The sequence below is a fragment of the Chryseobacterium sp. R2ACT005 genome, from assembly GCF_049949215.1.
Classification (GTDB): domain Bacteria; phylum Bacteroidota; class Bacteroidia; order Flavobacteriales; family Weeksellaceae; genus Chryseobacterium.
This window is the reverse complement of record NZ_CP188192.1, coordinates 54,497-76,387: the sequence shown is the minus strand read 5'-3', so window position 1 is coordinate 76,387 and position 21,891 is coordinate 54,497. Positions and strand designations below refer to the sequence as shown.

Genomic DNA, 21,891 nt, shown 5'->3' with positions numbered 1-21,891 from the left:
TCTCCAATAGTTGAATTTTTATTCAAAAATTTAACCTGGAGTTTAACAAAAAGCAACTGCTTTTGAGACCAGTTGCTTTTGAATATTATTTCTTAAAAATTAGAGTGAATCTATTAATATATTCCTGAGGGGAAGAATAAATGATATCAGCATCATGATATTCCAGAATCCTTTTGACAATTCTAAGTCCTAAACCTGATCCCGCAATATTCTGAGCATTATTTCCTCTAGTGAAAGCTTCAAACAGTTTGGTCTGCTCATCTTCGGAAATAGTATTCCCATGGGAAAGAACTTCTACAGAAAGGGTATTATTCGTTTCGGTAATCAAGACATTCACTTCTGAATTGTCAGAATATACTGCTGCATTTTTAAAGAGATTAATAAAGACAATGACCAATAGCGATTGAATTCCCTTTATCATCAGAAAAGCATTTTCGGAACTCTCTTCATTAATCAGAAAATCCAGCTTAAGCTGTGGATAACTTTTCTCTACCGCTTCAAAAGCCTCAAAGATGGCTTCATCAATCCTTACCTCTTCATAAATACTCTGAATATTTTCTTTATCAAATTTTGTAAGCAGCAAAAGTGAATTCGTCAAATCTGACAATTGATATACATCCCGCTGAATCTGTTGTAAAGAAGACAGGGTTTCCAGGGAATGTTCTTCAAATTTTATGAGGTTCTCCAGCTGAAATGCCATTCTTGTTATAGGGGTCCTGATCTCATGGGAAGCGCTTGCCGTAAAATCTTTTTGTGACTGAAATACATCATCAAGCCTTCCAATCATTGTATTAAATGATTTTGCCAGCACACTGACTTCATCATTAGACTGCTCAACAGGTATCTGTGTTGTAAGTTTATGGGCCGTCACTTCAGAAATCTCTTTGTTCAGGTCTTCCAGCGGACGAAGGAATTTTTCAACAAAATAATAACTGAAAAAGCCAATAAGAAGGGTACTCATGGCATAAGCGGTAATCAAAAGGTATTTCAGAAACCCCAGCTTCGATTTTCCATTGGTATCAAAGGCACTGGTAAGAATATAATAGTTTTCACCATTAATAGTCCTGAGTGCGGCATAGATCTCCGGAACTGTTCTTTCCGTATAGATAATCTTCTTTTTATCCAGTTCTTTAAGCATCGCACTGTCCCAGGTGACATTGCGGTCCTTGATGGTACTGTAGATCAGCTCTTTTTTTTCATTGAAAATTAAAATCTTTTCATTCAAAAGAATGTTATCTGAATTTTCATTAAAGAAAACCGGAGCTTCCTCCTCAAAGTCTTTTGATTTTGAAATGAAATGGGAAGTAAATTCAAGTCTCTGCCTGAAGCGTTCTTTAAATTCATCTCTTCTGAAATCGTTAAAAGATAAATAAATGACCGCCATCACCATTCCAAAAAGTAATGAAAAGGCGATACTGATCGTTAAGGCTATCTTTCTTTTTAAAGACATTTATAATGGGCTAAGGTAATATCCGAAACCTGAACGGGTATGGATCAGTTTTATTTTAAAGTCTTTGTCAATCTTTTTCCTTAGGAAATTGATATAAACTTCAACTGTATTGGTATTCGTGTTAAAATTATGTTCCCAAACATGTTCTGTGATCTGCTGTTTTGAAACCGTTCTTCCCTGCGCTTCCGCAAGATAAACCAGCAGCTGAAATTCTTTTAATGTAAGGGTGATTTCATTTCCTCCACGATAGACCTTCTGCTCGGTCTTGTTGATAATAAGATCATCAATTCTGAGAATATCCTGATCTGAATTATCGGAGGGTGCTTTTCTTCTCAGCAGTGAATTCATTCTTAAAAGAAGCTCTTCAAACTGAAAAGGTTTTACCAGATAATCATCAGCCAGCCTGGTGAAGGCATCCTTTTTATCAGAAATATCTCCATAGGCAGAAATGATAATGATTGGCGTATTCTTATCAAAAGAACGGATTGTCTGGCAGACATCAAGCCCATTTATTTTAGGAACATTGATGTCGAGCAAATACAGCTCATAAGTATTATTTTTTATCTGGCGGAGAAAAGTTTCCCCGTCGTAGATTTTATCACAGTTAAAATTATTTGATTCTAAAAATCGGCAAAGTTCTGCAGACAGAATGAGATCATCTTCTAATAAAAGAATATTCATCAAAAATTTATTTTACACGAATTTAACGAAAATTTTATGATTGTGATTCTAAAGATTGAGTAAAAATTTCCACGCCACCCCAATATCCTGCTCCTAACACATTAAAAATGATCTGGAGAAAAAATGGAATGGAATCAATTTACACTTTTGTTTAAGCAAGTGTTTAACAATAAAACTTCTTAAGTAACACAATCACTTCATTCTTATTTTCAAAAAATAGGGGTAAAAAAAAATCCCGAAGAAATTCGGGAAAATCGAGAGCCAACTACGGGACTTGAACCCGTGACCTCTTCCTTACCAAGGAAGCACTCTACCGCTGAGCTAAGTCGGCATCAACTAAAAAAATCACACTAAGTAGCGTGATTTTTTTTGAGCGGAAGACGGGGGTCGAACCCGCGACATTCAGCTTGGAAGGCTGACGCTCTACCAACTGAGCTACTTCCGCAATTTTGTTTCCAAAACTATTGGTAAACGCTGTGCAAAACTAAGAAAACTTATTTAATTTTGCAAGTTTTATTATAATATAAAATGTGGGGAGAGCAGGATTCGAACCTACGAAGCCGAAGCAACTGAGTTACAGTCAGTCCCATTTAGCCACTCTGGAATCTCCCCAGATATTTTATATTAAAATGAGCCTCCAGAGGGATTCGAACCCACGACCCCGAGATTACAAATCACGTGCTCTGGCCAACTGAGCTATGGAGGCATTTTAATAAAAGACTGAAAGTGATTGAGAGAATCTACTCTACACATTTCAGTGTTAAAAAAAATCACTCTTATTGAGGTATTTTTTTGAGCGGAAGACGGGGGTCGAACCCGCGACATTCAGCTTGGAAGGCTGACGCTCTACCAACTGAGCTACTTCCGCAATTTTGTTTCCAAAACCATTGGTAAACGCTGTGCAAAACTAAGAAAACTTATTTAATCTTGCAAGTTTTTTTTATAAAAATATAAAGTGGGGAGAGCAGGATTCGAACCTACGAAGCCGAAGCAACTGAGTTACAGTCAGTCCCATTTAGCCACTCTGGAATCTCCCCAAAAAGTTTATATTTTATGAGCCTCCAGAGGGATTCGAACCCACGACCCCGAGATTACAAATCACGTGCTCTGGCCAACTGAGCTATGGAGGCAAATATAAAAAAGAATTCAAAAGATCGCTGTTCCTTTTTTGCGAGTGCAAATATAGAGCGGATTTTTTGAATTCTCAAATTTTTTATAAACTTTTTTGAACTTTTTTTTCTACGCCATTTCTTTTTTCTTGATTAATAGCTTTTTAGCAGTATCAACACAAAGGTCTAGACTTTCTTCAAAACTTGCAGATGTCTTTTTTACTACAATATCATCTCCCGGAACCGCCAGAATAAGCTCAGTTGTTTTATTCACTTTATCAGCGTTATTTTCTACTTTCAAAAATACCTTACACTCCTGAATCTTGTCATAGAAGGTATCTAATTTACTTACTTTTTTGTCAATGTGTGACTCTAGTGGTTCGTGTGGAGTTAAACCAATTGATTGTACTGAAATCTTCATAATTCTTCTTTTTTTGAAGCTCGAGGGTGAGCCTGATTAAACACTTTTTTCAATTGTTCAATATTAGCATTCGTATAGACCTGAGTACTGGCAAGACTTGAATGCCCTAATATTTTTTTCACTTTGGAGATCTCCGCCCCATTATCCAATACGTGAGTAGCAAAGCTGTGACGAAGGATGTGAGGACTTTTTTTTTCTTTCGTTGTTATAAGACTAAGGTACTTATTAACTACCACATAAACAAATTTTTCGTTGAGTTTTTTCCCCTTCTTATTTACAAAAAAATATGATTTAAATTCTGTCTGCGGATTTCTTATCGCCAGATAGCTTTTAAGAAGTTCAGACAGTTCATTGGAGACAGGAATTACCCTTTCTTTATTTCCTTTCCCTATGACTCTTAATTCATTTTCATATAAATCAACATGCTCAAATATCAGGCCACAAAGTTCCGCTTTACGCATACCTGTCTGATAAAGAACTTCCATGATACATTTTTCAAGCACATCATGCATCTGCTCAAAGATCCTGTCATTAAGATCTGTCATTTCCTCCTTAGACATAGGGATTTGTTTTTCAGCGTAAAACTTCAGGGAAGAGATACCTTCGGTGGGAGAAACTTTAATTTCGCCTATTTTTAAAAGAAAAAGATAAAAACTACGGAGAGAAGATAATTTTCTGTTGATACTTCTTTTGGAAATATCGTTTTCGCTCAGTTCAACAATGAAATTTCTGATGATTTTTTTGTCTGCTTTGGCCAGATTGTCAGAAGACTCTGTTCGGAGAAAGAAATGGGAGAAGTCTTCAAGGTCTTTTTTGTAGCTTGTAACAGTATGAGGAGAGTACCTTTTTTCGAATTGTAAGTATTCTAAAAACTTTTCCAGCATCATAGGTATAAAAATAAAAATTCACTCCTCAAATATAAGAATTTAAGAAGTGAATTAATATATGGTTAAGAAAAAATCTTAAGCCTGCTCTTCTTTACTAAGTGCTCTTTGTTTGTAAGCAGCTTTTAACCTTGATTGTCTCAAAGTTACAGAAGGCTTGATAAACGCTTGTCTAGATCTTAATTGACGAACTGTACCTGTTTTATCAAATTTTCTCTTGTATTTTTTTAAAGCTCTGTCGATGGATTCACCATCTTTTACTGGAATTATTAACATATTTTACATCTCATTTTGGATTGCAAAACTAGACAATTTTTCTTAAAATGCAAAATATATTACCACAAAGAATTACTCTTTCATTTAAAACCCCTTACAAACCTAGTATTAAAAGCATTCAACCATAATAATATTTTTATCCACAATGACTAAACATTCATTGCTAACCGCTTCAAATTATTTATTTTACAATCTCTTCTCATTAAAAAAACACCCATATTAATGAAATATAAACAAAAAGCATTACCTTTGCATTCACTTTATTCATGGGGTTGACTGGTTTCGACAGCAAGACCAATGGGTAAGTAAGCATGCAGAGAACCGTAGCGCGATCTCTATAATCCCTTGCTACAAAATTTTAACTGGCAACGAAGAGTTCGCTCTTGCAGCTTAATATCGAAGTATAGTAGATCAAGCGTTTTCCTGAAGATAGTAAGGAAGCAAGATATCTCACAAATGCTCTGTTCTGCGGCGTTTGATCCTGAGATATAGGAATGCGGGAATAAGATTTTAGAAGCTTCGGCTAAAATTCGAAAACTTTAGAAGATAAGCTGGAAGTTGGGTGTCTGCCCTCTGCCTTCAGTCGAAAATCAATGGTAGAATAAGCATGTAGAAATCTTATGTATTGCTTGTTTGGACGAGGGTTCGAATCCCTCCAACTCCACAATAACAAACCCCTAAATAGTTAATTATCAAACTAATTAGGGGTTTTTACTTTCTCAATTTGTACGATTATTGTACGGTATATTTTTTAGGGATAAAATAGAATGCTAAAGGTTATATTAAGAAATATCATGCTTCTCTAAATGTCCCCTATCTGCCACTTCAATTCTTCCCCCTATTCCACACATACAAAAAGAATCTTCAGTAAGAATTTTGTAATTATTAATAGTGTCTTTTTCTGTTGTTTCTTGCCACGTTATTGGCGCAGGAATACATGGCAAATACCCCCCTGAACTAGGCTTTAATTTACACTGTCCAAAGGATTTTATGTTAACATTTGCTTGTTTATCCTGCTCCGTAGCAATATGTTTTCCCTCGGCTGTAGAAAAGTTCTGGCTTGTAACACTAAGGTTGCTTGGTACCGTTCCTTGGTTACAGGATAATTGGGCAGTATCTGTGATCTTTTGTGGCATTTCACATTAGTTTTTCTTTTTATAAATAACATCAACATTTGTTCCATCACCACCCTTACCAAGTTGACGTTCTACAAGCAATAACTCGCCAGTGAGACCACTTAATTTTATTCTAATAATCCCCTTTTTAGGGTCATCTTTATATTGTCCGATATAATCAATACCCCAAGTCGGAAAATTGTAATCAGGAGATTCCAACTTATTACTTACTCCAACCTTATCTTTTAGTATATTCAACTTTAAATCTTGTTCAATATACTTTTTTACTTGCTCCCAAGTAAATTTATAAGGTTTATCCCAGTCTTCTACTTTTAAGAGTTTACCTTTTAAATCATATTCATATCGAAACCCTTTAATAAAGCCCCCTTCACCAAAAGTTTCCCACTTACTTTTTAATAAACCATTTTTATAGTATTCTTTATGGACCGCAAAAAGAGAGTTCTTGGCTATTAATGTTACATAATAAGAATCATCAAAATCAGCTTCCAAAATCTTTGTACCATTAGAAGACTCATGCTCATAAGTTCTATTTATTTTATCATAATGTTTAAAATAATTTTCAATATCAAATTTTTCATTGGTAAATGTTTCCATAGTTTTCTGATTTACTGGAATTTCTAATGATTTAGGTTTTTTGATGTCTTTTGAGGGAGCATTTTTATTAGGTTCTTTATCTTGTGAGTGACAAGATGATATTATTAATGATAATAGGATAAGTGTTATTTTCTTCATGGTCTATATTTTTTTTACGTTTGGATAAATAAATGGATACTGCCAGTGCCATAGTTGAATAACCGGTATTGGAGTTAGTGCTACATCTGAATAATCCATTATATTATCCGTTTTATCTTGAGTAAAAGTATGTTCTCCAGAATTATCAAAAGAATGATAAAGACCCATTGCGTGAAGACCCTCATGTACAAGGGTACTGTCACTAAAAGCGGTATTGCTACTATCACCTTTATATATTACTACAGATTTAGCAGTAGAGGGGATGCCATAAGAGCGACCAAATAAACCATAGTTGGGAGACCGAGATGTTCCTGCTTCCTGATTGATAAAATAGAATTTATAAACATCATCATATTTACTGCCATACTTCGTTTTGATCTGTCCATTTAAAAAATCTTGAATTGCATCAGTTGACCCGTTTGGAATCATACCACCTCTTACGTTCGCAGCGTTATTGAATAATGTTTTTAGATTTGTCCTTTTTCCAGATGAATCAGTATCTGAAGTAAACGATAGATCAATTGTGGTAAGAAAATTAGGATTTACTAATGACTGTCTCAAATATTTGTTCAAAACAGATTGTCTATTTGATGATGGGGCACTCATTGAAACAGTTCCGTTTATATTTGTATTTACTCTTACAATTACACAATCCGCTTTATAACGTTGCTTATTAGGAGTAACCAAAATTTTCCCCGCCAGTGCCTTTTCCTCTTCTCCTTTAGCATTCTTAAATACAGAAATCACTTTAATATCTTGGTACTTATCAAACGATTTAATACATGTTATATTAAGTATTGTTTTATGGATACCTTTAGTTACAGGTGTAATATTCTGTTTATCTAAAGTAAATAAAGTTTTATCATATTCCAACTCCAATCTTATAGGCTCTACCTCGATGTCAACTGTCACATTCAATTTTGCCGAAGTATGGGTAAAGCCTTTTGGAACTTCATTTTTTGGATATAAGGTCAGCCAAGGTACAAAGTAAGTAAATGTTATTCTTCTCCCTCTACTATCTTTTCTTGTAAAAGTTCTTTGTTGGTATGCTGTCTTTAGCTTATTATAATTCGATGAAATAAATTTATATCCGTTTGCTTTTGTATCTCCCGGTAGAGAAGTGTCACCCATTCTCATCCAGTCAAAGCCATATTCTCCGCTCCAATTGGATTGAGGTCTGAAACTAACATAACATCTCCCATCCATATATATGGGAATCTTTTTATATGGTTGTGCTTTATTTGTTTGATTATTTCCCTGCTTACCATGCATATCAACAACACCTTTACTATTTACAATTGTATTCTGATCAGAATGCATAAATAGTTTTTGAGTTCCTGCTACATTCGCTTCCTTTGCCTGAATAAATAATTCATTTTCTGTATTAATAATGGTCTTTGCTGCCTGAGCATGAAATAGCTCAGATACAGTCTGCAACATAATAGGAGTGTTCATTAATGTTTTCTGCAGATAATTCATTAATGCAGTATTTCCCACTGTGGAAGTCATGTTATTTGCCACATTAATATCAAAATTATTATTGGCATTAATCTCAACATCTGTAGCATTCATCGTTAATTTATTTGGAGCGGTAACGTTAATGTTTCCTCCGCCGTCCATAAAATAAATATTACCACTTGGGTCTTGAATTGTTACACTCCCATTAGCATCATTCATTAAAACTTTGATTCCGCTACGAGTTTGTATGGATTTTAAATGGTTATTCATACCACCACCTAAACCGACTTTTCCATGGAACATTCCACCCATTGCAAAAGGGAAATCTGGATTATGATATTCAAATCCAACCATTACCTGATCTCCAATTTCAGGAACTGCAACAAATCCTCTGTTCTGGCTTATAGCATCTGTTCCTCCTGCATCAGGACTCATCATTCTTATAAAGTGAGTTGTGTCATTTAACTGCCAGTCAAACTGAACCTGTATTCTTCCTTGGTTCAATGGGTCTACATTGGATATGACCGTTGCCACCTGTTGTTCTGCCTTAGGCATTATAAAATCAGGTTTTGGCATAAAGCCTGTTCCTTCTGCTATTGCTTCAAAATTTCCGCTATAATAACCTCTAGCATCCACTTCATGGGTTACCTCTGTAATCATCAATGTAGTAAAATGTGAGGTTTGATTGCTGTCAGGTTTCCTCATTGCTAAATCAGCAACACAACCTGTATAAAGAAAAGGAACAGAAGTATTTCCTGATACTGTAAAAACTTCTACAGCAGCACTTCCCCTTGCACTTTTTTGGGAATCATCCACATCCATGAACATATTGGCATTGATGGGTGTAGGGGTAAGTGATCGCGTTTTAAAAATATCGGTATTCAGGCCATAGGCTTTGGCAGATAACCCTCCCAAGTGTTTTATACTGTTATCAGAGCCAAGCATTTTTGCATGACTGCTACTATTATATCCAAAGTATTCTGGCTTAGTATGTATTGCCTTTAGTTCTATTATTACATCACTTATATTACTCCCATCAATAAGCCGGATAGGTTTTTCATGAGGTGGTAATTTCCCAAAATGAAGTATTTCTCCATCATAGTAAAACTGTTCTCCATAAGCTTCTGCAATTCTAGCAAGGTAGTTATAATGGGTTTCGCAGTACTGTGAACTATAATTGATATACCCTTTGTTTTGAGTTTCTATTCTAAAATCGAACTTACTTGTTCTCAGTGCTTCCTTAATGATTCTATCTGCAATGATAGAAGTATTTACAGGTTGATTTCCTCCAAAACTTTGAGTATGGGGAGCAGAATCCATAAGGATTGTCGGACTATATCCCTTTAGTACAATATTTCCCAGGCTCATCTTTTCTTGACTAAACGCTATCTTTGTTATAATGCCAACAAATGTTCTTTCGGGACTTTCGGTTTCTACGTCTCTGTATTTAAAAACTATAGTTAAACGCTTTCCTAAAAATTGCTGTGCCTGTTCAAGATTGTGATTTTGTACTTCATCTAAAGAATCGTGTGCTAGAGTAAGTTCAAAATTATGATGTCTTCTGGCGCTCTGCTTTAACAGAAAGTGCTTGAAACTACCAATAGCTTTGCCATCGATCACAATCTCAAGTTTTACCACACGATTAATGCCTGCAATATGGTTCTCCGAAATCTTCTCTGAATTAGAGACCTTTTTTTTCATAATATATTTTGTGTGTTTTTGGTTTTATATCACTAAATATAGATAAAAAATAATGCCAAATGTAAAATTTTTAATAAAATCTTGGAATTTGTAGTAATACTACTACAGATTGAATATCAATACAATACCTTATTTGCTGTTGTAAACATTTTATTTTCGCTATTATAGAATTCAAGAATGTCATTATTTAAAACAAAGTATTCTCCCTGACTTACATCTTCTTTATAATTATATCTGATTCCATTGTTAGTATCTATTTTTGTCACTTCATTATCCATAGATCCCCCATCCTTGAAAGAAGTTTTTATAAATGTTTTTCCATTGGTTTCATAAACAGTATATATAAAAGATGTCTTTTGTTGTTCATCAAAAATTCCAATTATCTTGCCACTAACTTTTTTGGCTTCTGCTAACATTTTATTGTCTTCTATATTAGTAGAACCATTAATAGAAATTTCTAATTCAGGGTCGAAATGACTTGTTGCCCACTCCACTAAAATAAAAGAGAATTTGGAAAATCAGATTCTCTTTTTTTATTACTGCACCTGATTCAGAATATCATCGTGAATTTGACGAATAGCTCTACTATAATCGAACTGAACTTAACGAACTTCTTCATAGTCACTACCACTATTAGTTGCCATTTTTTGAATTAAAAGACTTTCAATCACCTGCTCTCCAGTGTCACTATTGAGTATAGTTATGTATATTCCAATTTATCTCAGATAGTTTAGCACGACTTGCACAAAATAATTCCTAAGCCATTCTATTTCTTCATCACCTTTTAAACTTCATTGTGAAATAACTTAAATAAGTATATCTAATAAATGAAACATTATCATAAACCCTATTGCTTCTGCAAAAAAGGATCTACCCACCTAGCTTATCATTCTTTCTCTTTGAGCACATTTAATCTTGCTTTTTCCAAATTTCTTACTAATTCCAAATACAAAAACTAATACAAAGTGTTACGATTTCTGCTATCACTTTCATATTATAAAAAGGTATCCTTTGAAATACTTCCAGCTTATTTGAATTTGAAATCTAGCACTCAATACATAACAAATTATAACCTGCTGAAAACTAAAAGACTAAAGCGACACAATTTAAAATGAAGGCTTCTCGTCCACAAAAAAGGCTAAAAAAATGTTTTATCGTAAAGAATTTTATATATTTGCACCATCTAACAATTAAAAAAATAATTTACTATGTCAGACATTGCATCAAGAGTAAAAGCTATCATCGCGGATAAGCTTGACGTTGAAGAAACAGAAGTAACTCCTGAAGCTAGCTTCACTAACGATTTAGGAGCTGATTCACTAGATACAGTTGAGTTAATCATGGAATTTGAAAAAGAATTTAATATTCAGATCCCTGATGACCAAGCTGAAAAAATTACTACTGTAGGGCACGCTATCGCTTACATCGAAGAAGTAGTAAATAAATAATATTCTTCAACAAAAAAGAAATTAAACAAAGTTTATGGAATTAAAAAGAGTAGTTGTAACCGGATTTGGAGCAATAACACCAATAGGAAATAATGCAAAAGAATACTGGGAAAATCTTGTAAAAGGTGAGAGCGGTGCCGCTCCGATTACTCTTTTTGATGCCACAAACTTTAAAACGAAGTTCGCTTGCGAAGTGAAAAATTTCGATCCGTTACAGCATTTCGACAAGAAAGAGTCTAAAAAAATGGACCGAAACACTCAATTGGGGCTTGTTGCTGCCAGAGAAGCAGTAGCACATTCTGGAATTATTGAAGACAATGTAGATAAAAACAGAGTTGGAGTAATCTGGGGTTCCGGAATCGGAGGATTAGAGACTTTTGAAACTGAAGTGTTAGGATGGGCCAATACGGAAATTCCGAGATTCAACCCGTTCTTTATTCCGAAAATGATTGCGGATATCACTCCAGGACATATCTCTATTGAGTATGGTTTCCACGGACCTAATTACACTACCGTATCTGCATGTGCATCTTCAGCAAACGCTATAATTGATTCCAAAATGCTGATCCAGTTGGGAAAAGCAGACGTGATTGTGTGCGGAGGCTCTGAAGCAGCCGTTACAGCAAGTGGTGTCGGTGGATTTAATGCAATGATGGCACTTTCGACAAGAAATGATGATCCTAAAACAGCTTCAAGACCTTTTGACAAAGACAGAGATGGATTTGTATTAGGTGAAGGGGCAGGATGTATTATTCTTGAAGAATATGAGCACGCTGTAAAACGTGGTGCTACAATTTACGCAGAATTATTAGGAGGAGGTCTAAGTGCTGATGCACATCACATGACTGCTCCTCACCCTGAAGGCCTTGGTGCTTATCTGGTAATGAAGAGTTGCCTGGAAGATGCAGGTTTAACTGCTGATGAAGTAGATCATATCAATATGCATGGTACTTCTACTCCATTAGGAGACATCGCAGAATCCAATGCAATCTCAAGATTATTAGGCGAGCATGCTTACGACATTCAGATTAATTCTACAAAATCAATGACAGGCCACCTTCTTGGTGCTGCAGGTGTTATTGAAGCTATCGCTGCATTGGGAACTATTATTCATGGTACTGTTCCTCCTACCATCAACCATTTTACTGATGATGAAAATATTGACAGCAGACTAAACTTTACGTTTAGCACAGCTGTGAAGAAAGATGTAAAAGTAGCCATGAGCAATACTTTTGGATTTGGCGGGCATAACGCTTGCGTTCTATTTAAGAAAATCTAAATTCAATGAATGGAGTTACAGAAATACTTTTCTAAATTCCTTCTCAAAAAAAGAAAAAGACAATTAACGGAGAGAGAGTATTTTCTCAGTACCGAGCTTAAAAAAGTGTTAGGTACAGAGGTACAGAATATAGCTCTTTACCGCGAAGCTTTTTCTTTGAAAAATTCTTCTAAAAATCAAGACAGCAACTACGAAAGGCTTGAATTTTTGGGAGATTCTGTTTTGGGTACAATTATTTCTTGTCATTTGTTCCAGACCTATCCTCAGGCTAATGAGGGATATCTGACCCAAATGAAATCTAAGATTGTTAATAGGAAAAACCTCAATAAATTAGGCGAAGACCTTAAGCTTACCAACCTTTTGCAAAAGCAAAACAGTTCTTCTGCTTTGGGCGAGAATATCTCCGGAAATTTATTCGAAGCCCTAATTGGTGCCGTTTATTTAGACTTCCATTATGATACCTGTAAAAGGATTATTTTGGAAAAATTGCTGACCCCTTCTGAAATCAATAAGCTTGAAAACAAAATTGTAAGCTATAAAGGTCTACTGCTCGAATGGAGCCAAAAGAAGAAGGTCAATATAAAATACGAAACTTGCGAAGAAATACAAGCTAATAAATCTGTGGTATTCCGATGTCACGTGTGGCTGGGTGAAGGAAAAATTGCTAATGCAACAGAAACTTCCAAGAAAAAAGCAGAGGAAAAGGCAGCACAAAGGGCATTTTATATTTTAAATAAAAAAGAAAATATACTTGGAAATTCAAAAACTTTATGATCTTGATGATATAGAATTTGAAGATATTACCATAGGATTGGTAAGATTAGCAAAAGATGTACCTGCTCATGAGTTTTTTTATAAAATAAATCAAGCCAACAATCTCGGTTTTTCACGAAAAAAAGATCTTGTCTTTCATGGAGGATATTATGATTATTTTTTTCCACGATTTGAGGCCTATCACAAGTTTTCCAGGACCTGTTTTACCTTTATTTCAAATAAATCTTCTGAAAGTAAGCAAAAAAAAGTTCAGACAGAACTCTTTACAGAAGAAGAAAACATTAAATTTTTATTAAATAATCAGGTAGATGTGGAATATATTCTGCATAGTTCGGAACAGTTTCCTGATTTTTCCGTAATTTTGCTCCCTGAAAATCTTGTGTTTCCAATTCAAGATTATACACTGAGTTCTGATGAAGAACTTTATCAAATTATCCAGTATTATGAATAAGTATTTAAAGAAGACAAAAATTATCGCAACACTAGGACCTGCTTCGTCGTCGAAGGAGGTAATGTTAGATTTAATGAAAGCGGGTGTTGATATTTTCAGAATAAATTTTTCCCATGCAGATTACGACTTAGTTCGAAACAATATTGAAATAATTAGAGAGCTAAACAGCGAGTATGGTTATTCAGTAGGAATCCTGGGAGATCTTCAAGGGCCAAAGCTGAGAGTGGGAGTTGTAAAGGAAGGATCTTACCTGAATCCAGGTGATATTCTTACTTTTACCAATGAAAAGATGGAGGGAGATTCCACTAAGGTGTATATGACTTACCAACAGTTTCCACAAGATGTAAAAGTAGGAGAAAGAATCCTTATTGATGATGGAAAACTAATGCTGGAAGTTATCGAAACCAATGAAATAGATACCGTAAAAGCAAAAACCATTCAAGGAGGTCCGTTAAGTTCTAAAAAAGGAGTGAATCTACCTAATACGAATGTATCTCTTCCTGCATTGACAGAAAAAGATATTCAGGATGCCAATTTCATGCTTGACATGGAGGTTGACTGGATTGCCTTATCATTTGTTCGTCATGCTCAGGATATTATCGACTTGAAGGAGCTTATCAAAGCGCATCCAAATGGTAAATTCAAGACTCCGATTATTGCGAAGATTGAAAAGCCTGAAGGCGTTAAAAATATTGAGGAAATCCTTCTTGAATGTGATGGATTAATGGTAGCTCGTGGGGATCTTGGAGTAGAAGTTCCAATGGAAGAAGTTCCTGCGATCCAGAAAAATCTTGTAGAAAAAGCAAGATTCTATTCTAAGCCGGTGATTATCGCTACCCAGATGATGGAGACCATGATCAACAGTTTGACACCAACAAGAGCAGAAGTAAATGACGTTGCCAATTCTGTATTGGACGGAGCTGACGCAGTAATGCTTTCCGGAGAAACTTCTGTAGGCAGATATCCGGTACAGGTAGTGGAAAATATGGCTAAAATCGTAAAGAATATCGAGACCACTCATTTTTACCAACACAAAAATGAGCCAATCGAAAAAGATTATAACTGTATTGATGAGAGATTCATTACAAACAGGGTTTGTCTTGCAGCGGTAAGAATTGCTAAAACAACAAACGTTTCTGCTATTGTGACGCTTACTCACTCTGGTTACACTGCTTTCCAGCTTGCAGCACACAGACCAAACTCTCATATCATTGTATATAGTGGTAACAAAAGAGTGATTACCATGCTGAACCTTCTTTGGGGTGTTCACGCATACTATTATGATATGAAGAAATCTACTGATGAAACAATCATCCAGGTAAATATGCTGACTCATAACTACGGTTATATTGAAACCGGAGACTTTGTAATCAATATCAATGCTACTCCATCATACGAAGGTGGCAAAACGAATACGCTGAGATTGACGACAGTATAAGCAAAATTACTTTTGTAAAAAATATAAACAAAAACTCCTGGAAATGATTTCCGGGAGTTTTTGTTTATAGTGTAAAGTCTACTCTTAACTTATAAATGTTCGTTTGCCATTCTGAACAAAAACAGAGTGAAGTGAAAAATCTCTGAGATTCCTCGGAATGACATTTACACATCTTAATTACCTACAATAGTCTTAGCTGTCACGAATTCTTTTAAAGCCAACAGGGACAATTCTGTTCCATATCCTGAAGCTTTTGATCCTCCAAACGGAAAACGCGGATCAGAGCTTGTCATTCTGTTGATATTGACTGTTCCTGATTCAAGGTTTTCAATGAAGAATAATTGGCGGTCTTTATTTTTTGTCCATACGGAATTGGAAAGTCCAAAAGGAATATCATTAGCCATTTGTAAGGCTTCTTCATCATTTTTTGCAATCATAACCATACCAAGAGGTCCGAAAAGCTCTTCCTTTAAAATTGGATTTCCTTCCTGAACTCTGATTAAGCCTGGCTTAAATTCATTTTCTGAAATTCTTTCCAGAGGAATAATGATTTCTGCACCATTTTCCAATGCTCTGTTGAATTGAGCTTCCAACTCATCAGCCAGGTCAGGTCTTGCCATTCCTGCCAATTTGGTTTCTTTATCTAAGGGATCTCCAATTTCATATTTTATATATTCTTCAATGAATATAGGGAGAAACTCACTTTCGATTTTTTCGTCAATGATAAATCTTTTAGCCGCAGTACAGGTTTGTCCACAGTTTTGAAGTCTGGATTTTACTCCAGCTTTTGCTGCTGCTTCCAGATCTGCATCATCAAAAATGATAAATGCATCACTTCCACCTAATTCAAGCAAAGATTTTTTGATATTTAAACCTGCTATTGACGCTACTTCACCGCCGGCTTTTCCACTTCCTGTAAGACTTACCCCTCTTACAGCATCATGTTCAAGAATTTCCTTTACTGCTTTGTGTCCTACTTCAAGATTCTGGAAAACACCTTCCGGAAAACCTGCTTCCAAAAGAACATCTTCAATTGCATTTCCGCTTCCGAAACAAATTGAAGCATGCTTTAAAACAATTGTATTTCCAGCTAAAATTGCAGGAGTAGCAAATCTCAATACCTGCCAAAAAGGAAAATTCCATGGCATTACTCCTAAAATCACTCCTTTCGGAGCGTAATGAACTTCAGAATAAGCAAATTCAGATTCTACTTTTTCTGGTTTTAAAATATTATCAGCAGCGGCATAATAATTCATCATTAAAGCACACTTTTCCACTTCAGCTATTGATTCTGAAATGGGCTTATTCATTTCTGTTGTAATTATTCTACCAAATCTCTCTGAATTATTCTTTAAAATTTCTGCTGCTTTTGCAATTAACTTCTGCCTTTCCTCAAACGGCACTTTTCTCCACACTGAAAACGCTTTATCTGCTTTAATAAGCTTGCTTTCAATTAATTGTTCCATAATATAAATCTGTTTTAAATTCAGCTAATGAATTTATGAGCGCTTTTGTTTTAAAAGCACGGTGAAATCAGCAAATTTCATTCCTTAAGGGTCAATAAAATAATGATTTTCTCTATCGGAAGAATATAGCTTTATCTTAAATCATTAGCCATTCATTCACAAGACATGCTGCCAGTCTTGCTGTTCGGTCCTGGATATCGAAAGAAGGATTAACTTCCGCTACATCCATTGCAACCAATTTTTTATTTTTTAAGATATGCCTGTAAAAATGCATAAAGGTTGGATCCGCAAAGATTCCGTTGTACGCTGCAGCCGAAACTCCTGGAGCGACAGATGCATTAAAGACATCCATACAAATTGTAAGATAGGCATAATCTACCGTATCCAATAATTCGTCAATACGCTGATAGATTGATGGAAGGTTTTCAAAAAACAGTTCATCAGCCAGAATATATTTCATTCCATACTGATGAGCAGTATCAAAAAGCTTCAGTGTATTGGAGTTTCTCTGAATTCCAATATGCAGAGAATTGATAGGACCTTCCTGAGCAATCTGCCAGAATCCGGTTCCTGAGCTTGCCCCTACTCCTTTTTCCGGCTGTCTGTTATCAAAATGGGCATCAAGATTAATAATCCCTATTTTTTGCTCCGGAAAAGCTGTTTTAACTCCTAAATAATGAGCATATGTAACCTCATGGCCTCCACCCAATACAAGGGATTTTCCGCCTTTTAAAAGTACTTTTGAAACATTTTTAGCAAGATTGTTCTGCGTATTTTCCAGATTACCATCGTCACAGGTAATATTCCCAAAATCCAGCATTGAAAAGTCAGGAAGAATCACCGGGAAATTGGACATGTTTTTTCTGATTACATCAGGTGCGGCCTTAGCTCCCTGACGGCCTTTATTTCGCCTTACTCCTTCATCTACAGCAAAACCATGCAGTACGAATTCATCCGTTGCGATATTATCGTAGTTACGTTCTTCTTTTACTCTTTGAAATATTCTGTGATGGAGAAGTTCTTCTCCGTCCAATCTGCCTTGCCAAATATTACTCATTATTCAGTCATTTGCCTATTGTATGTATTCAATTAGCTGACATTGGAAATCTGCTCATTGAATGACAAAGTATGGTTAATTTTTAATTTTTATTCCCATCAATATAAACATGTTCAGCTTTTAAGCTTCCCTGATTATACAATACGTTCTGGAAATTATTGGTTTTGAAAGTGACAAAATCTGCTTTTTTCCCTGTTTTCAACTGTCCTCTATCCTCAAGATTAAGGGCATAAGCTGCACGGAAAGTCATTCCTGCCAACACTTCAGCAATGGTCAGTTTCTGGAAAGTGGCTAAGATAGAAGCCTGGGTAATTAAATTTCCCATCGGCGCTGATCCAGGATTCCAGTCACTTGCAATCGCTACAATAGCTCCTGCATCTAATAATTTTCTTGCAGGAGTAAATTTTTCTCCTAGTCCTAAGCTTGCTCCGGGAAGCGCTGTTGCTACGGTATCAGACTTAGCCAAAAATTCAATATCCTCATCAATAGTTGCTTCTAAATGGTCTGCAGATGCAGCTCCCACCTCTACTGCAATTCTTGAGCTTCCTGGCGTAAACTGATCTGCATGAACGGTAATCTCAAAACCTAATGCTTTTGCTTTAAGTAAGAATTCTTTACTTTCTTCAGGCTGGAATGCAGACTTTTCGATAAAGATGTCTACTCTATTCGCCAATTCTTCTTCTTTTACTTTTGGTAAAATTTCAGTAATAATATACTCAAGATATTCAGGATTGCTTCCTTCAAAATCTCTAGGCTTTAAATGAGCCGAAAGACAGGTAGGAACTAAAGTAGCTTTAGTTTCATTCTGTGCTTTTTTAATAATTCTAAGCATCTTCAGCTCATTTTCTATATCCAATCCGTAGCCGCTCTTCACTTCAATAGTGGTAATTCCTAAATCAACCAAAAAGTTGATTCTTTCTATTAAAGTTTTCAGCAATTCTTCTTCTGATGCATTTCTTGTATGCTGTACAGAACTCCAGATTCCACCACCGCTTTCAGCAATTTCCAGATAGGTTTTCCCTGCATTACGCATCGCAAAATCATTGGCACGGTTTCCTCCGAAACAGATATGGGTATGTGAATCTACAAAAGCAGGAAGAACAATCTGCTCTCCCTCGATGTTTTCTATATCTATGGTAGGATTTTCTATTTTTAATGTTTCAAAATTTCCAACTTTCTGAATGGTATTCTGATCTACTACAATTCCCCCATCTACAATAATTTCAAGTTGTTCATCGGAAAGTTTTCCTCTTAATGGTAAGTTAGCAAGCGTTACCACCTGCTTAAATGGTCCTATTAATTTCATGAGTTTAAAGTTAATACTAATATTCAGATTGAGGCTGATTCATTTTATTATCAATACCTGTCTTCTAAACAATCAAAATTTCAATAATTTTTATCAATAATTTCTCCTCTCAAAAATACTTAAAATATCCCAATTATTTAAATCTTAGCTGTTCTCATTTTTAACCTTAGCGTAAACTCAGCATCAATCTTAACCTTTTCTCAATCTGCCCTTCAACCTTAGTCTAAATTTGCTATCTTTGAGGTAAATGAAATGAATTAATGCCAGATTTTTTACATCCAGATAAGGAAAACTACTCACGCGAGGAGCTGATGCAGGAAGAACAGATCCGTCCCCAGAGCTTTAAAGATTTTGCGGGGCAGAGAAAAACGCTGGAGAACCTTGAAGTTTTTGTTACCGCTGCGAAAAGACGCGGAGGAGCATTAGATCATGTCTTATTGCATGGTCCGCCGGGACTTGGTAAAACCACTTTAGCCAATATTATTGCCAATGAGCTTGGAGTGAACTGTAAGATTACTTCTGGTCCTGTATTAGATAAACCCGGAAGTTTAGCTGGTTTATTAACAAATCTGGAAGAAAATGATGTCCTTTTCATTGATGAAATTCACCGTCTTTCTCCTGTTGTAGAGGAATATCTGTATTCCGCAATGGAAGATTATAAGATTGACATCATGCTGGAAACAGGTCCTAATGCCAGAAGTGTGCAGATTGGTCTTAATCCTTTTACTCTGGTGGGAGCAACTACAAGAAGCGGAATGCTTACCAAACCTATGCTTGCCCGATTCGGGATTCAAAGCAGACTGGAGTACTATTCTATTGAACTTTTGTCTACGATTATCCAACGAAGTGCAAGGGTTCTGGGAGTTGTTATTTACGAAGATGCGGCGATAGAAATTGCTAGAAGAAGTCGTGGAACCCCAAGGATTGCCAATGCATTATTGAGAAGGGTACGTGATTTCGCGGAGATCAAAGGGAATGGTGAAATTGAGATCAATATTACAAAATATGCGCTGAACTCTCTCAATGTGGATGAATTTGGATTGGATGAAATGGATAATAAGATCATGCGTGTTATGATTGAAAATTTTAAAGGAAAACCAGTTGGTATTTCTGCTTTGGCCACCTCTATTGCTGAAAATCCTGAAACACTGGAAGAAGTTTATGAGCCATTTTTGATTCAGGAAGGGTTTATTATCAGAACTCCGAGAGGAAGAGAAGTTACTGACAAAGCTTACAAACATTTAAATATTACCAGACCTAAAAATCCGGGTGAACTTTTTTAGTTCAAAGATTCAAGGTTTAAGTTAATGAGAGTTTATTAGTTTATGTTTATACCCAAATTATACAGAAGCGAAGATTACAATTTGATGAGAGAGATTATCAAAGAAAATTCTTTTGCTTTATTGATTTCTTCTGTTGACAAGATCCGGGCGACCCATGCTATGATGATGTTAAATGAAGATGATCCGGAAAATGCTTATATTGAAACTCATATTTCGAGAGCTAACCCACAGGCGAAAACCTTAAAAAACGGAGATGAGGCTCTTTGTGATTTTTTAGGAGCCCACACTTACATATCCAGCAGCTGGTACGATCATATTAATGTTTCCACCTGGAATTATGAAGCAGTACAGATCTATGGAAAGATTGAACTGATGAATCATGATGAGCTTTATGCTCATTTGGATAAATTAACGTCCAAATATGAAAAAATTCAGCAATGCCCGATGATGGTGAAGGATATGGGAAAAGAATTCGTGGAAAAGGAAATGAAGGGTGCTTTTGGCATTAAAATAATTCCTAACGAAATATTTATCAAGCAAAAACTTTCTCAGAACAGAAAAGAGACTGATTATGAAAATATTATCAATCATCTTGAGGGTTCTGATCATAACGCAAAAAAAATTGCGGAGAAAATGAAAGCAATAAAAAAATAATCAAAATATACATATGAAGTTATATCCAATACAATGTGGAAAATTTAAACTGGACGGCGGTGCTATGTTCGGAGTCGTCCCGAAGAGTCTGTGGGAAAAAACAAACCCGGCAGACGAAAAAAACTTAATCGAACTGGGAACACGTTCCCTGCTTATTGAAGACGGAAAAAAACTAATCCTGGTAGACTGCGGTCTTGGAAACAAACAGGATGATAAATTTTTCGGGCATTATTCTCTTTTTGGAGATGATACTCTTGATAAAAATCTAAAGAAATACGGTTTTATAAAGGAGGATATTACGGATGTATTCCTTACCCACCTTCACTTCGATCACTGTGGTGGTGCTATAGAATGGAATGATGACAGAACCGGATACAGACCCGCTTTCAAAAATGCTAATTTCTGGACTAATGAAAATCACTGGCAATGGGCAACAGAACCTAATGCGAGAGAAAAAGCAAGTTTCCTGAAGGAAAATATTATGCCGATACAGGAAAGTGGCCAGCTTAATTTTTTACCGCTTCCTACTACCGGAAATTACGGTTTTGCTCCTGATCTGAAGATGGATGTCATCTTTGTGGATGGACATACAGAAAAACAAATGCTTCCGGTCATTCAATATCAGGAAAAAACAGTCGTTTTTGCTGCAGATCTTATTCCTACAGCAGGACATATCAACCAGGTATATGTGATGGGGTATGATACCAGACCTCTTTTAACATTGGAAGAAAAGGGAAAATTCCTAAAGCAGTGTGTAGATAACGAATATTTATTATTCTTTGAACATGATGCTCATAATGAGCTGGCAAGTCTTAAAATGACCGACAAAGGGGTAAGACTTGATGAGACGTTTACCTTTAATGATGCTTTTGGATATTAATTTTAAA

Annotated in this window: 20 protein-coding genes, 7 tRNA genes and 1 other RNA gene; 9 read left to right on the top strand and 19 right to left on the bottom strand. The window is 35.6% G+C overall.

Annotation, left to right across the window (positions count from 1 at the left end; all coding sequences use genetic code 11):
- Window positions 1-85 precede the first annotated feature (85 nt).
- The 12 genes from ACPF63_RS00380 to rpsU all read right to left on the bottom strand — a co-directional run bounded on the left by ACPF63_RS00380 (window position 86) and on the right by rpsU (window position 4,821).
- Window positions 86-1,450, bottom strand: a complete 1,365-nt coding sequence (locus tag ACPF63_RS00380) for an ATP-binding protein (RefSeq protein WP_426481607.1) — start codon at window positions 1,448-1,450, stop codon at window positions 86-88.
- A complete protein-coding gene (locus ACPF63_RS00375) occupies window positions 1,451-2,131 on the bottom strand; it encodes a response regulator transcription factor (RefSeq protein ID WP_047379264.1) in 681 nt (226 codons plus the stop codon).
- 259 nt (window positions 2,132-2,390) lie between these two features.
- Window positions 2,391-2,462 (bottom strand) — tRNA-Thr (locus ACPF63_RS00370).
- Window positions 2,463-2,503: 41 nt separating this feature from the next.
- Window positions 2,504-2,576: transfer RNA gene (locus tag ACPF63_RS00365), tRNA-Gly, on the bottom strand.
- A gap of 86 nt (window positions 2,577-2,662) precedes the next feature.
- Window positions 2,663-2,743, bottom strand: a tRNA-Tyr gene (locus ACPF63_RS00360).
- A 20-nt stretch (window positions 2,744-2,763) separates the two neighbouring features.
- A tRNA-Thr gene (locus ACPF63_RS00355) sits at window positions 2,764-2,837 on the bottom strand.
- A gap of 89 nt (window positions 2,838-2,926) precedes the next feature.
- Window positions 2,927-2,999: transfer RNA gene (locus ACPF63_RS00350), tRNA-Gly, on the bottom strand.
- Between the two features lie 88 nt (window positions 3,000-3,087).
- Window positions 3,088-3,168 (bottom strand) — tRNA-Tyr (locus ACPF63_RS00345).
- Window positions 3,169-3,187: 19 nt separating this feature from the next.
- Window positions 3,188-3,261: transfer RNA gene (locus ACPF63_RS00340), tRNA-Thr, on the bottom strand.
- Window positions 3,262-3,370: 109 nt separating this feature from the next.
- Window positions 3,371-3,661: an HPF/RaiA family ribosome-associated protein gene (locus ACPF63_RS00335; protein WP_047386085.1), complete on the bottom strand. Its 291-nt coding sequence runs from the start codon at window positions 3,659-3,661 to the stop codon at window positions 3,371-3,373.
- Window positions 3,658-4,545 carry a tyrosine-type recombinase/integrase gene (locus ACPF63_RS00330; protein WP_180565774.1) on the bottom strand — a complete coding sequence of 296 codons (888 nt, stop codon included), beginning with the start codon at window positions 4,543-4,545 and terminating at the stop codon, window positions 3,658-3,660. Before ACPF63_RS00330 ends, ACPF63_RS00335 begins: the two co-directional genes overlap by 4 nt.
- A 78-nt stretch (window positions 4,546-4,623) precedes the next feature.
- Window positions 4,624-4,821 carry a 30S ribosomal protein S21 gene (rpsU, locus tag ACPF63_RS00325; RefSeq protein WP_047379266.1) on the bottom strand — a complete coding sequence of 66 codons (198 nt, stop codon included), beginning with the start codon at window positions 4,819-4,821 and terminating at the stop codon, window positions 4,624-4,626.
- Window positions 4,822-5,089: 268 nt separating this feature from the next.
- On the opposite strand from rpsU, the gene ssrA reads away from it, so the two are divergent.
- Window positions 5,090-5,488, top strand: a transfer-messenger RNA (tmRNA) gene (gene ssrA / locus ACPF63_RS00320).
- A gap of 115 nt (window positions 5,489-5,603) precedes the next feature.
- Here the strand turns inward: ssrA and ACPF63_RS00315 are convergent.
- The 4 genes from ACPF63_RS00315 to ACPF63_RS00300 all read right to left on the bottom strand — a co-directional run bounded on the left by ACPF63_RS00315 (window position 5,604) and on the right by ACPF63_RS00300 (window position 10,342).
- Complete coding sequence (locus ACPF63_RS00315) at window positions 5,604-5,957, bottom strand: DUF4280 domain-containing protein (protein ID WP_426481606.1); 354 nt, start codon at window positions 5,955-5,957, stop codon at window positions 5,604-5,606.
- Window positions 5,958-5,963: 6 nt separating this feature from the next.
- Window positions 5,964-6,689, bottom strand: a complete 726-nt coding sequence (locus ACPF63_RS00310) for a hypothetical protein (protein ID WP_180564661.1) — start codon at window positions 6,687-6,689, stop codon at window positions 5,964-5,966.
- A gap of 3 nt (window positions 6,690-6,692) precedes the next feature.
- Complete coding sequence (locus ACPF63_RS00305) at window positions 6,693-9,848, bottom strand: phage baseplate assembly protein V (protein ID WP_426481605.1); 3,156 nt, start codon at window positions 9,846-9,848, stop codon at window positions 6,693-6,695.
- Between the two features lie 116 nt (window positions 9,849-9,964).
- Window positions 9,965-10,342: a hypothetical protein gene (locus ACPF63_RS00300; RefSeq protein WP_180564663.1), complete on the bottom strand. Its 378-nt coding sequence runs from the start codon at window positions 10,340-10,342 to the stop codon at window positions 9,965-9,967.
- A gap of 714 nt (window positions 10,343-11,056) precedes the next feature.
- On the opposite strand from ACPF63_RS00300, the gene ACPF63_RS00295 reads away from it, so the two are divergent.
- Genes ACPF63_RS00295 through pyk form a run of 5 tightly spaced genes read left to right on the top strand, consistent with a single transcriptional unit; the run spans window position 11,057 to window position 15,238 of the window.
- On the top strand, window positions 11,057-11,296 hold the full coding sequence (locus ACPF63_RS00295; RefSeq protein WP_002976354.1) for an acyl carrier protein: 240 nt from the start codon (window positions 11,057-11,059) through the stop codon (window positions 11,294-11,296).
- A 34-nt stretch (window positions 11,297-11,330) separates the two neighbouring features.
- Window positions 11,331-12,575 (top strand): beta-ketoacyl-ACP synthase II, encoded by a 1,245-nt coding sequence (fabF, locus tag ACPF63_RS00290; protein WP_180564664.1) that lies wholly within the window; start codon window positions 11,331-11,333, stop codon window positions 12,573-12,575.
- 9 nt (window positions 12,576-12,584) lie between these two features.
- The gene (gene rnc, locus ACPF63_RS00285; protein ID WP_077418880.1) at window positions 12,585-13,349 is read left to right on the top strand and encodes a ribonuclease III; all 765 of its coding nucleotides are present in this window, start codon (window positions 12,585-12,587) and stop codon (window positions 13,347-13,349) included.
- Complete coding sequence (locus ACPF63_RS00280) at window positions 13,327-13,800, top strand: IPExxxVDY family protein (protein WP_426481604.1); 474 nt, start codon at window positions 13,327-13,329, stop codon at window positions 13,798-13,800. Before rnc ends, ACPF63_RS00280 begins: the two co-directional genes overlap by 23 nt.
- Window positions 13,793-15,238 (top strand): pyruvate kinase, encoded by a 1,446-nt coding sequence (gene pyk, locus ACPF63_RS00275; protein ID WP_077419354.1) that lies wholly within the window; start codon window positions 13,793-13,795, stop codon window positions 15,236-15,238. The genes ACPF63_RS00280 and pyk overlap by 8 nt, the downstream gene beginning before the upstream one ends.
- 173 nt (window positions 15,239-15,411) lie before the next feature.
- Here pyk and ACPF63_RS00270 read toward each other — a convergent pair whose 3' ends face one another.
- From ACPF63_RS00270 to hutI, 3 genes are all read right to left on the bottom strand, one after another.
- Complete coding sequence (locus tag ACPF63_RS00270) at window positions 15,412-16,704, bottom strand: aldehyde dehydrogenase family protein (RefSeq protein WP_426481603.1); 1,293 nt, start codon at window positions 16,702-16,704, stop codon at window positions 15,412-15,414.
- A 136-nt stretch (window positions 16,705-16,840) separates the two neighbouring features.
- A complete protein-coding gene (gene hutG, locus ACPF63_RS00265) occupies window positions 16,841-17,761 on the bottom strand; it encodes a formimidoylglutamase (protein ID WP_426481602.1) in 921 nt (306 codons plus the stop codon).
- An 82-nt stretch (window positions 17,762-17,843) separates the two neighbouring features.
- Window positions 17,844-19,067: an imidazolonepropionase gene (gene hutI / locus ACPF63_RS00260; RefSeq protein WP_426481601.1), complete on the bottom strand. Its 1,224-nt coding sequence runs from the start codon at window positions 19,065-19,067 to the stop codon at window positions 17,844-17,846.
- Between the two features lie 260 nt (window positions 19,068-19,327).
- Here hutI and ruvB point away from each other — a divergent pair, with 260 nt between their 5' ends.
- The 3 genes from ruvB to ACPF63_RS00245 all read left to right on the top strand — a co-directional run bounded on the left by ruvB (window position 19,328) and on the right by ACPF63_RS00245 (window position 21,884).
- Entirely contained in the window at window positions 19,328-20,350 is a 1,023-nt protein-coding gene (gene ruvB / locus ACPF63_RS00255; protein WP_047425136.1) for a Holliday junction branch migration DNA helicase RuvB, read from the top strand.
- Between the two features lie 84 nt (window positions 20,351-20,434).
- The gene (locus ACPF63_RS00250; protein WP_426481600.1) at window positions 20,435-21,004 is read left to right on the top strand and encodes an FMN-binding negative transcriptional regulator; all 570 of its coding nucleotides are present in this window, start codon (window positions 20,435-20,437) and stop codon (window positions 21,002-21,004) included.
- Window positions 21,005-21,017: 13 nt separating this feature from the next.
- On the top strand, window positions 21,018-21,884 hold the full coding sequence (locus tag ACPF63_RS00245) for an MBL fold metallo-hydrolase (protein ID WP_426481599.1): 867 nt from the start codon (window positions 21,018-21,020) through the stop codon (window positions 21,882-21,884).
- Window positions 21,885-21,891: the final 7 nt, after the last annotated feature.

Coding starts and splice junctions, on each gene's coding strand:
- rpsU (WP_047379266.1), bottom strand. CDS start 4,821: ATGTTAATAATTCCAGTAAAAGATGGTGAATCCATCGACAGAGCTTTA.
- ACPF63_RS00380 (WP_426481607.1), bottom strand. CDS start 1,450: ATGTCTTTAAAAAGAAAGATAGCCTTAACGATCAGTATCGCCTTTTCA.
- pyk (WP_077419354.1), top strand. CDS start 13,793: ATGAATAAGTATTTAAAGAAGACAAAAATTATCGCAACACTAGGACCT.
- ACPF63_RS00315 (WP_426481606.1), bottom strand. CDS start 5,957: ATGCCACAAAAGATCACAGATACTGCCCAATTATCCTGTAACCAAGGA.
- ACPF63_RS00310 (WP_180564661.1), bottom strand. CDS start 6,689: ATGAAGAAAATAACACTTATCCTATTATCATTAATAATATCATCTTGT.
- ruvB (WP_047425136.1), top strand. CDS start 19,328: ATGCCAGATTTTTTACATCCAGATAAGGAAAACTACTCACGCGAGGAG.
- ACPF63_RS00335 (WP_047386085.1), bottom strand. CDS start 3,661: ATGAAGATTTCAGTACAATCAATTGGTTTAACTCCACACGAACCACTA.
- ACPF63_RS00305 (WP_426481605.1), bottom strand. CDS start 9,848: ATGAAAAAAAAGGTCTCTAATTCAGAGAAGATTTCGGAGAACCATATT.
- hutI (WP_426481601.1), bottom strand. CDS start 19,067: ATGAAATTAATAGGACCATTTAAGCAGGTGGTAACGCTTGCTAACTTA.
- hutG (WP_426481602.1), bottom strand. CDS start 17,761: ATGAGTAATATTTGGCAAGGCAGATTGGACGGAGAAGAACTTCTCCAT.
- ACPF63_RS00270 (WP_426481603.1), bottom strand. CDS start 16,704: ATGGAACAATTAATTGAAAGCAAGCTTATTAAAGCAGATAAAGCGTTT.
- ACPF63_RS00250 (WP_426481600.1), top strand. CDS start 20,435: ATGAGAGAGATTATCAAAGAAAATTCTTTTGCTTTATTGATTTCTTCT.
- ACPF63_RS00330 (WP_180565774.1), bottom strand. CDS start 4,545: ATGCTGGAAAAGTTTTTAGAATACTTACAATTCGAAAAAAGGTACTCT.
- ACPF63_RS00375 (WP_047379264.1), bottom strand. CDS start 2,131: ATGAATATTCTTTTATTAGAAGATGATCTCATTCTGTCTGCAGAACTT.
- ACPF63_RS00295 (WP_002976354.1), top strand. CDS start 11,057: ATGTCAGACATTGCATCAAGAGTAAAAGCTATCATCGCGGATAAGCTT.
- ACPF63_RS00245 (WP_426481599.1), top strand. CDS start 21,018: ATGAAGTTATATCCAATACAATGTGGAAAATTTAAACTGGACGGCGGT.
- rnc (WP_077418880.1), top strand. CDS start 12,585: ATGGAGTTACAGAAATACTTTTCTAAATTCCTTCTCAAAAAAAGAAAA.
- fabF (WP_180564664.1), top strand. CDS start 11,331: ATGGAATTAAAAAGAGTAGTTGTAACCGGATTTGGAGCAATAACACCA.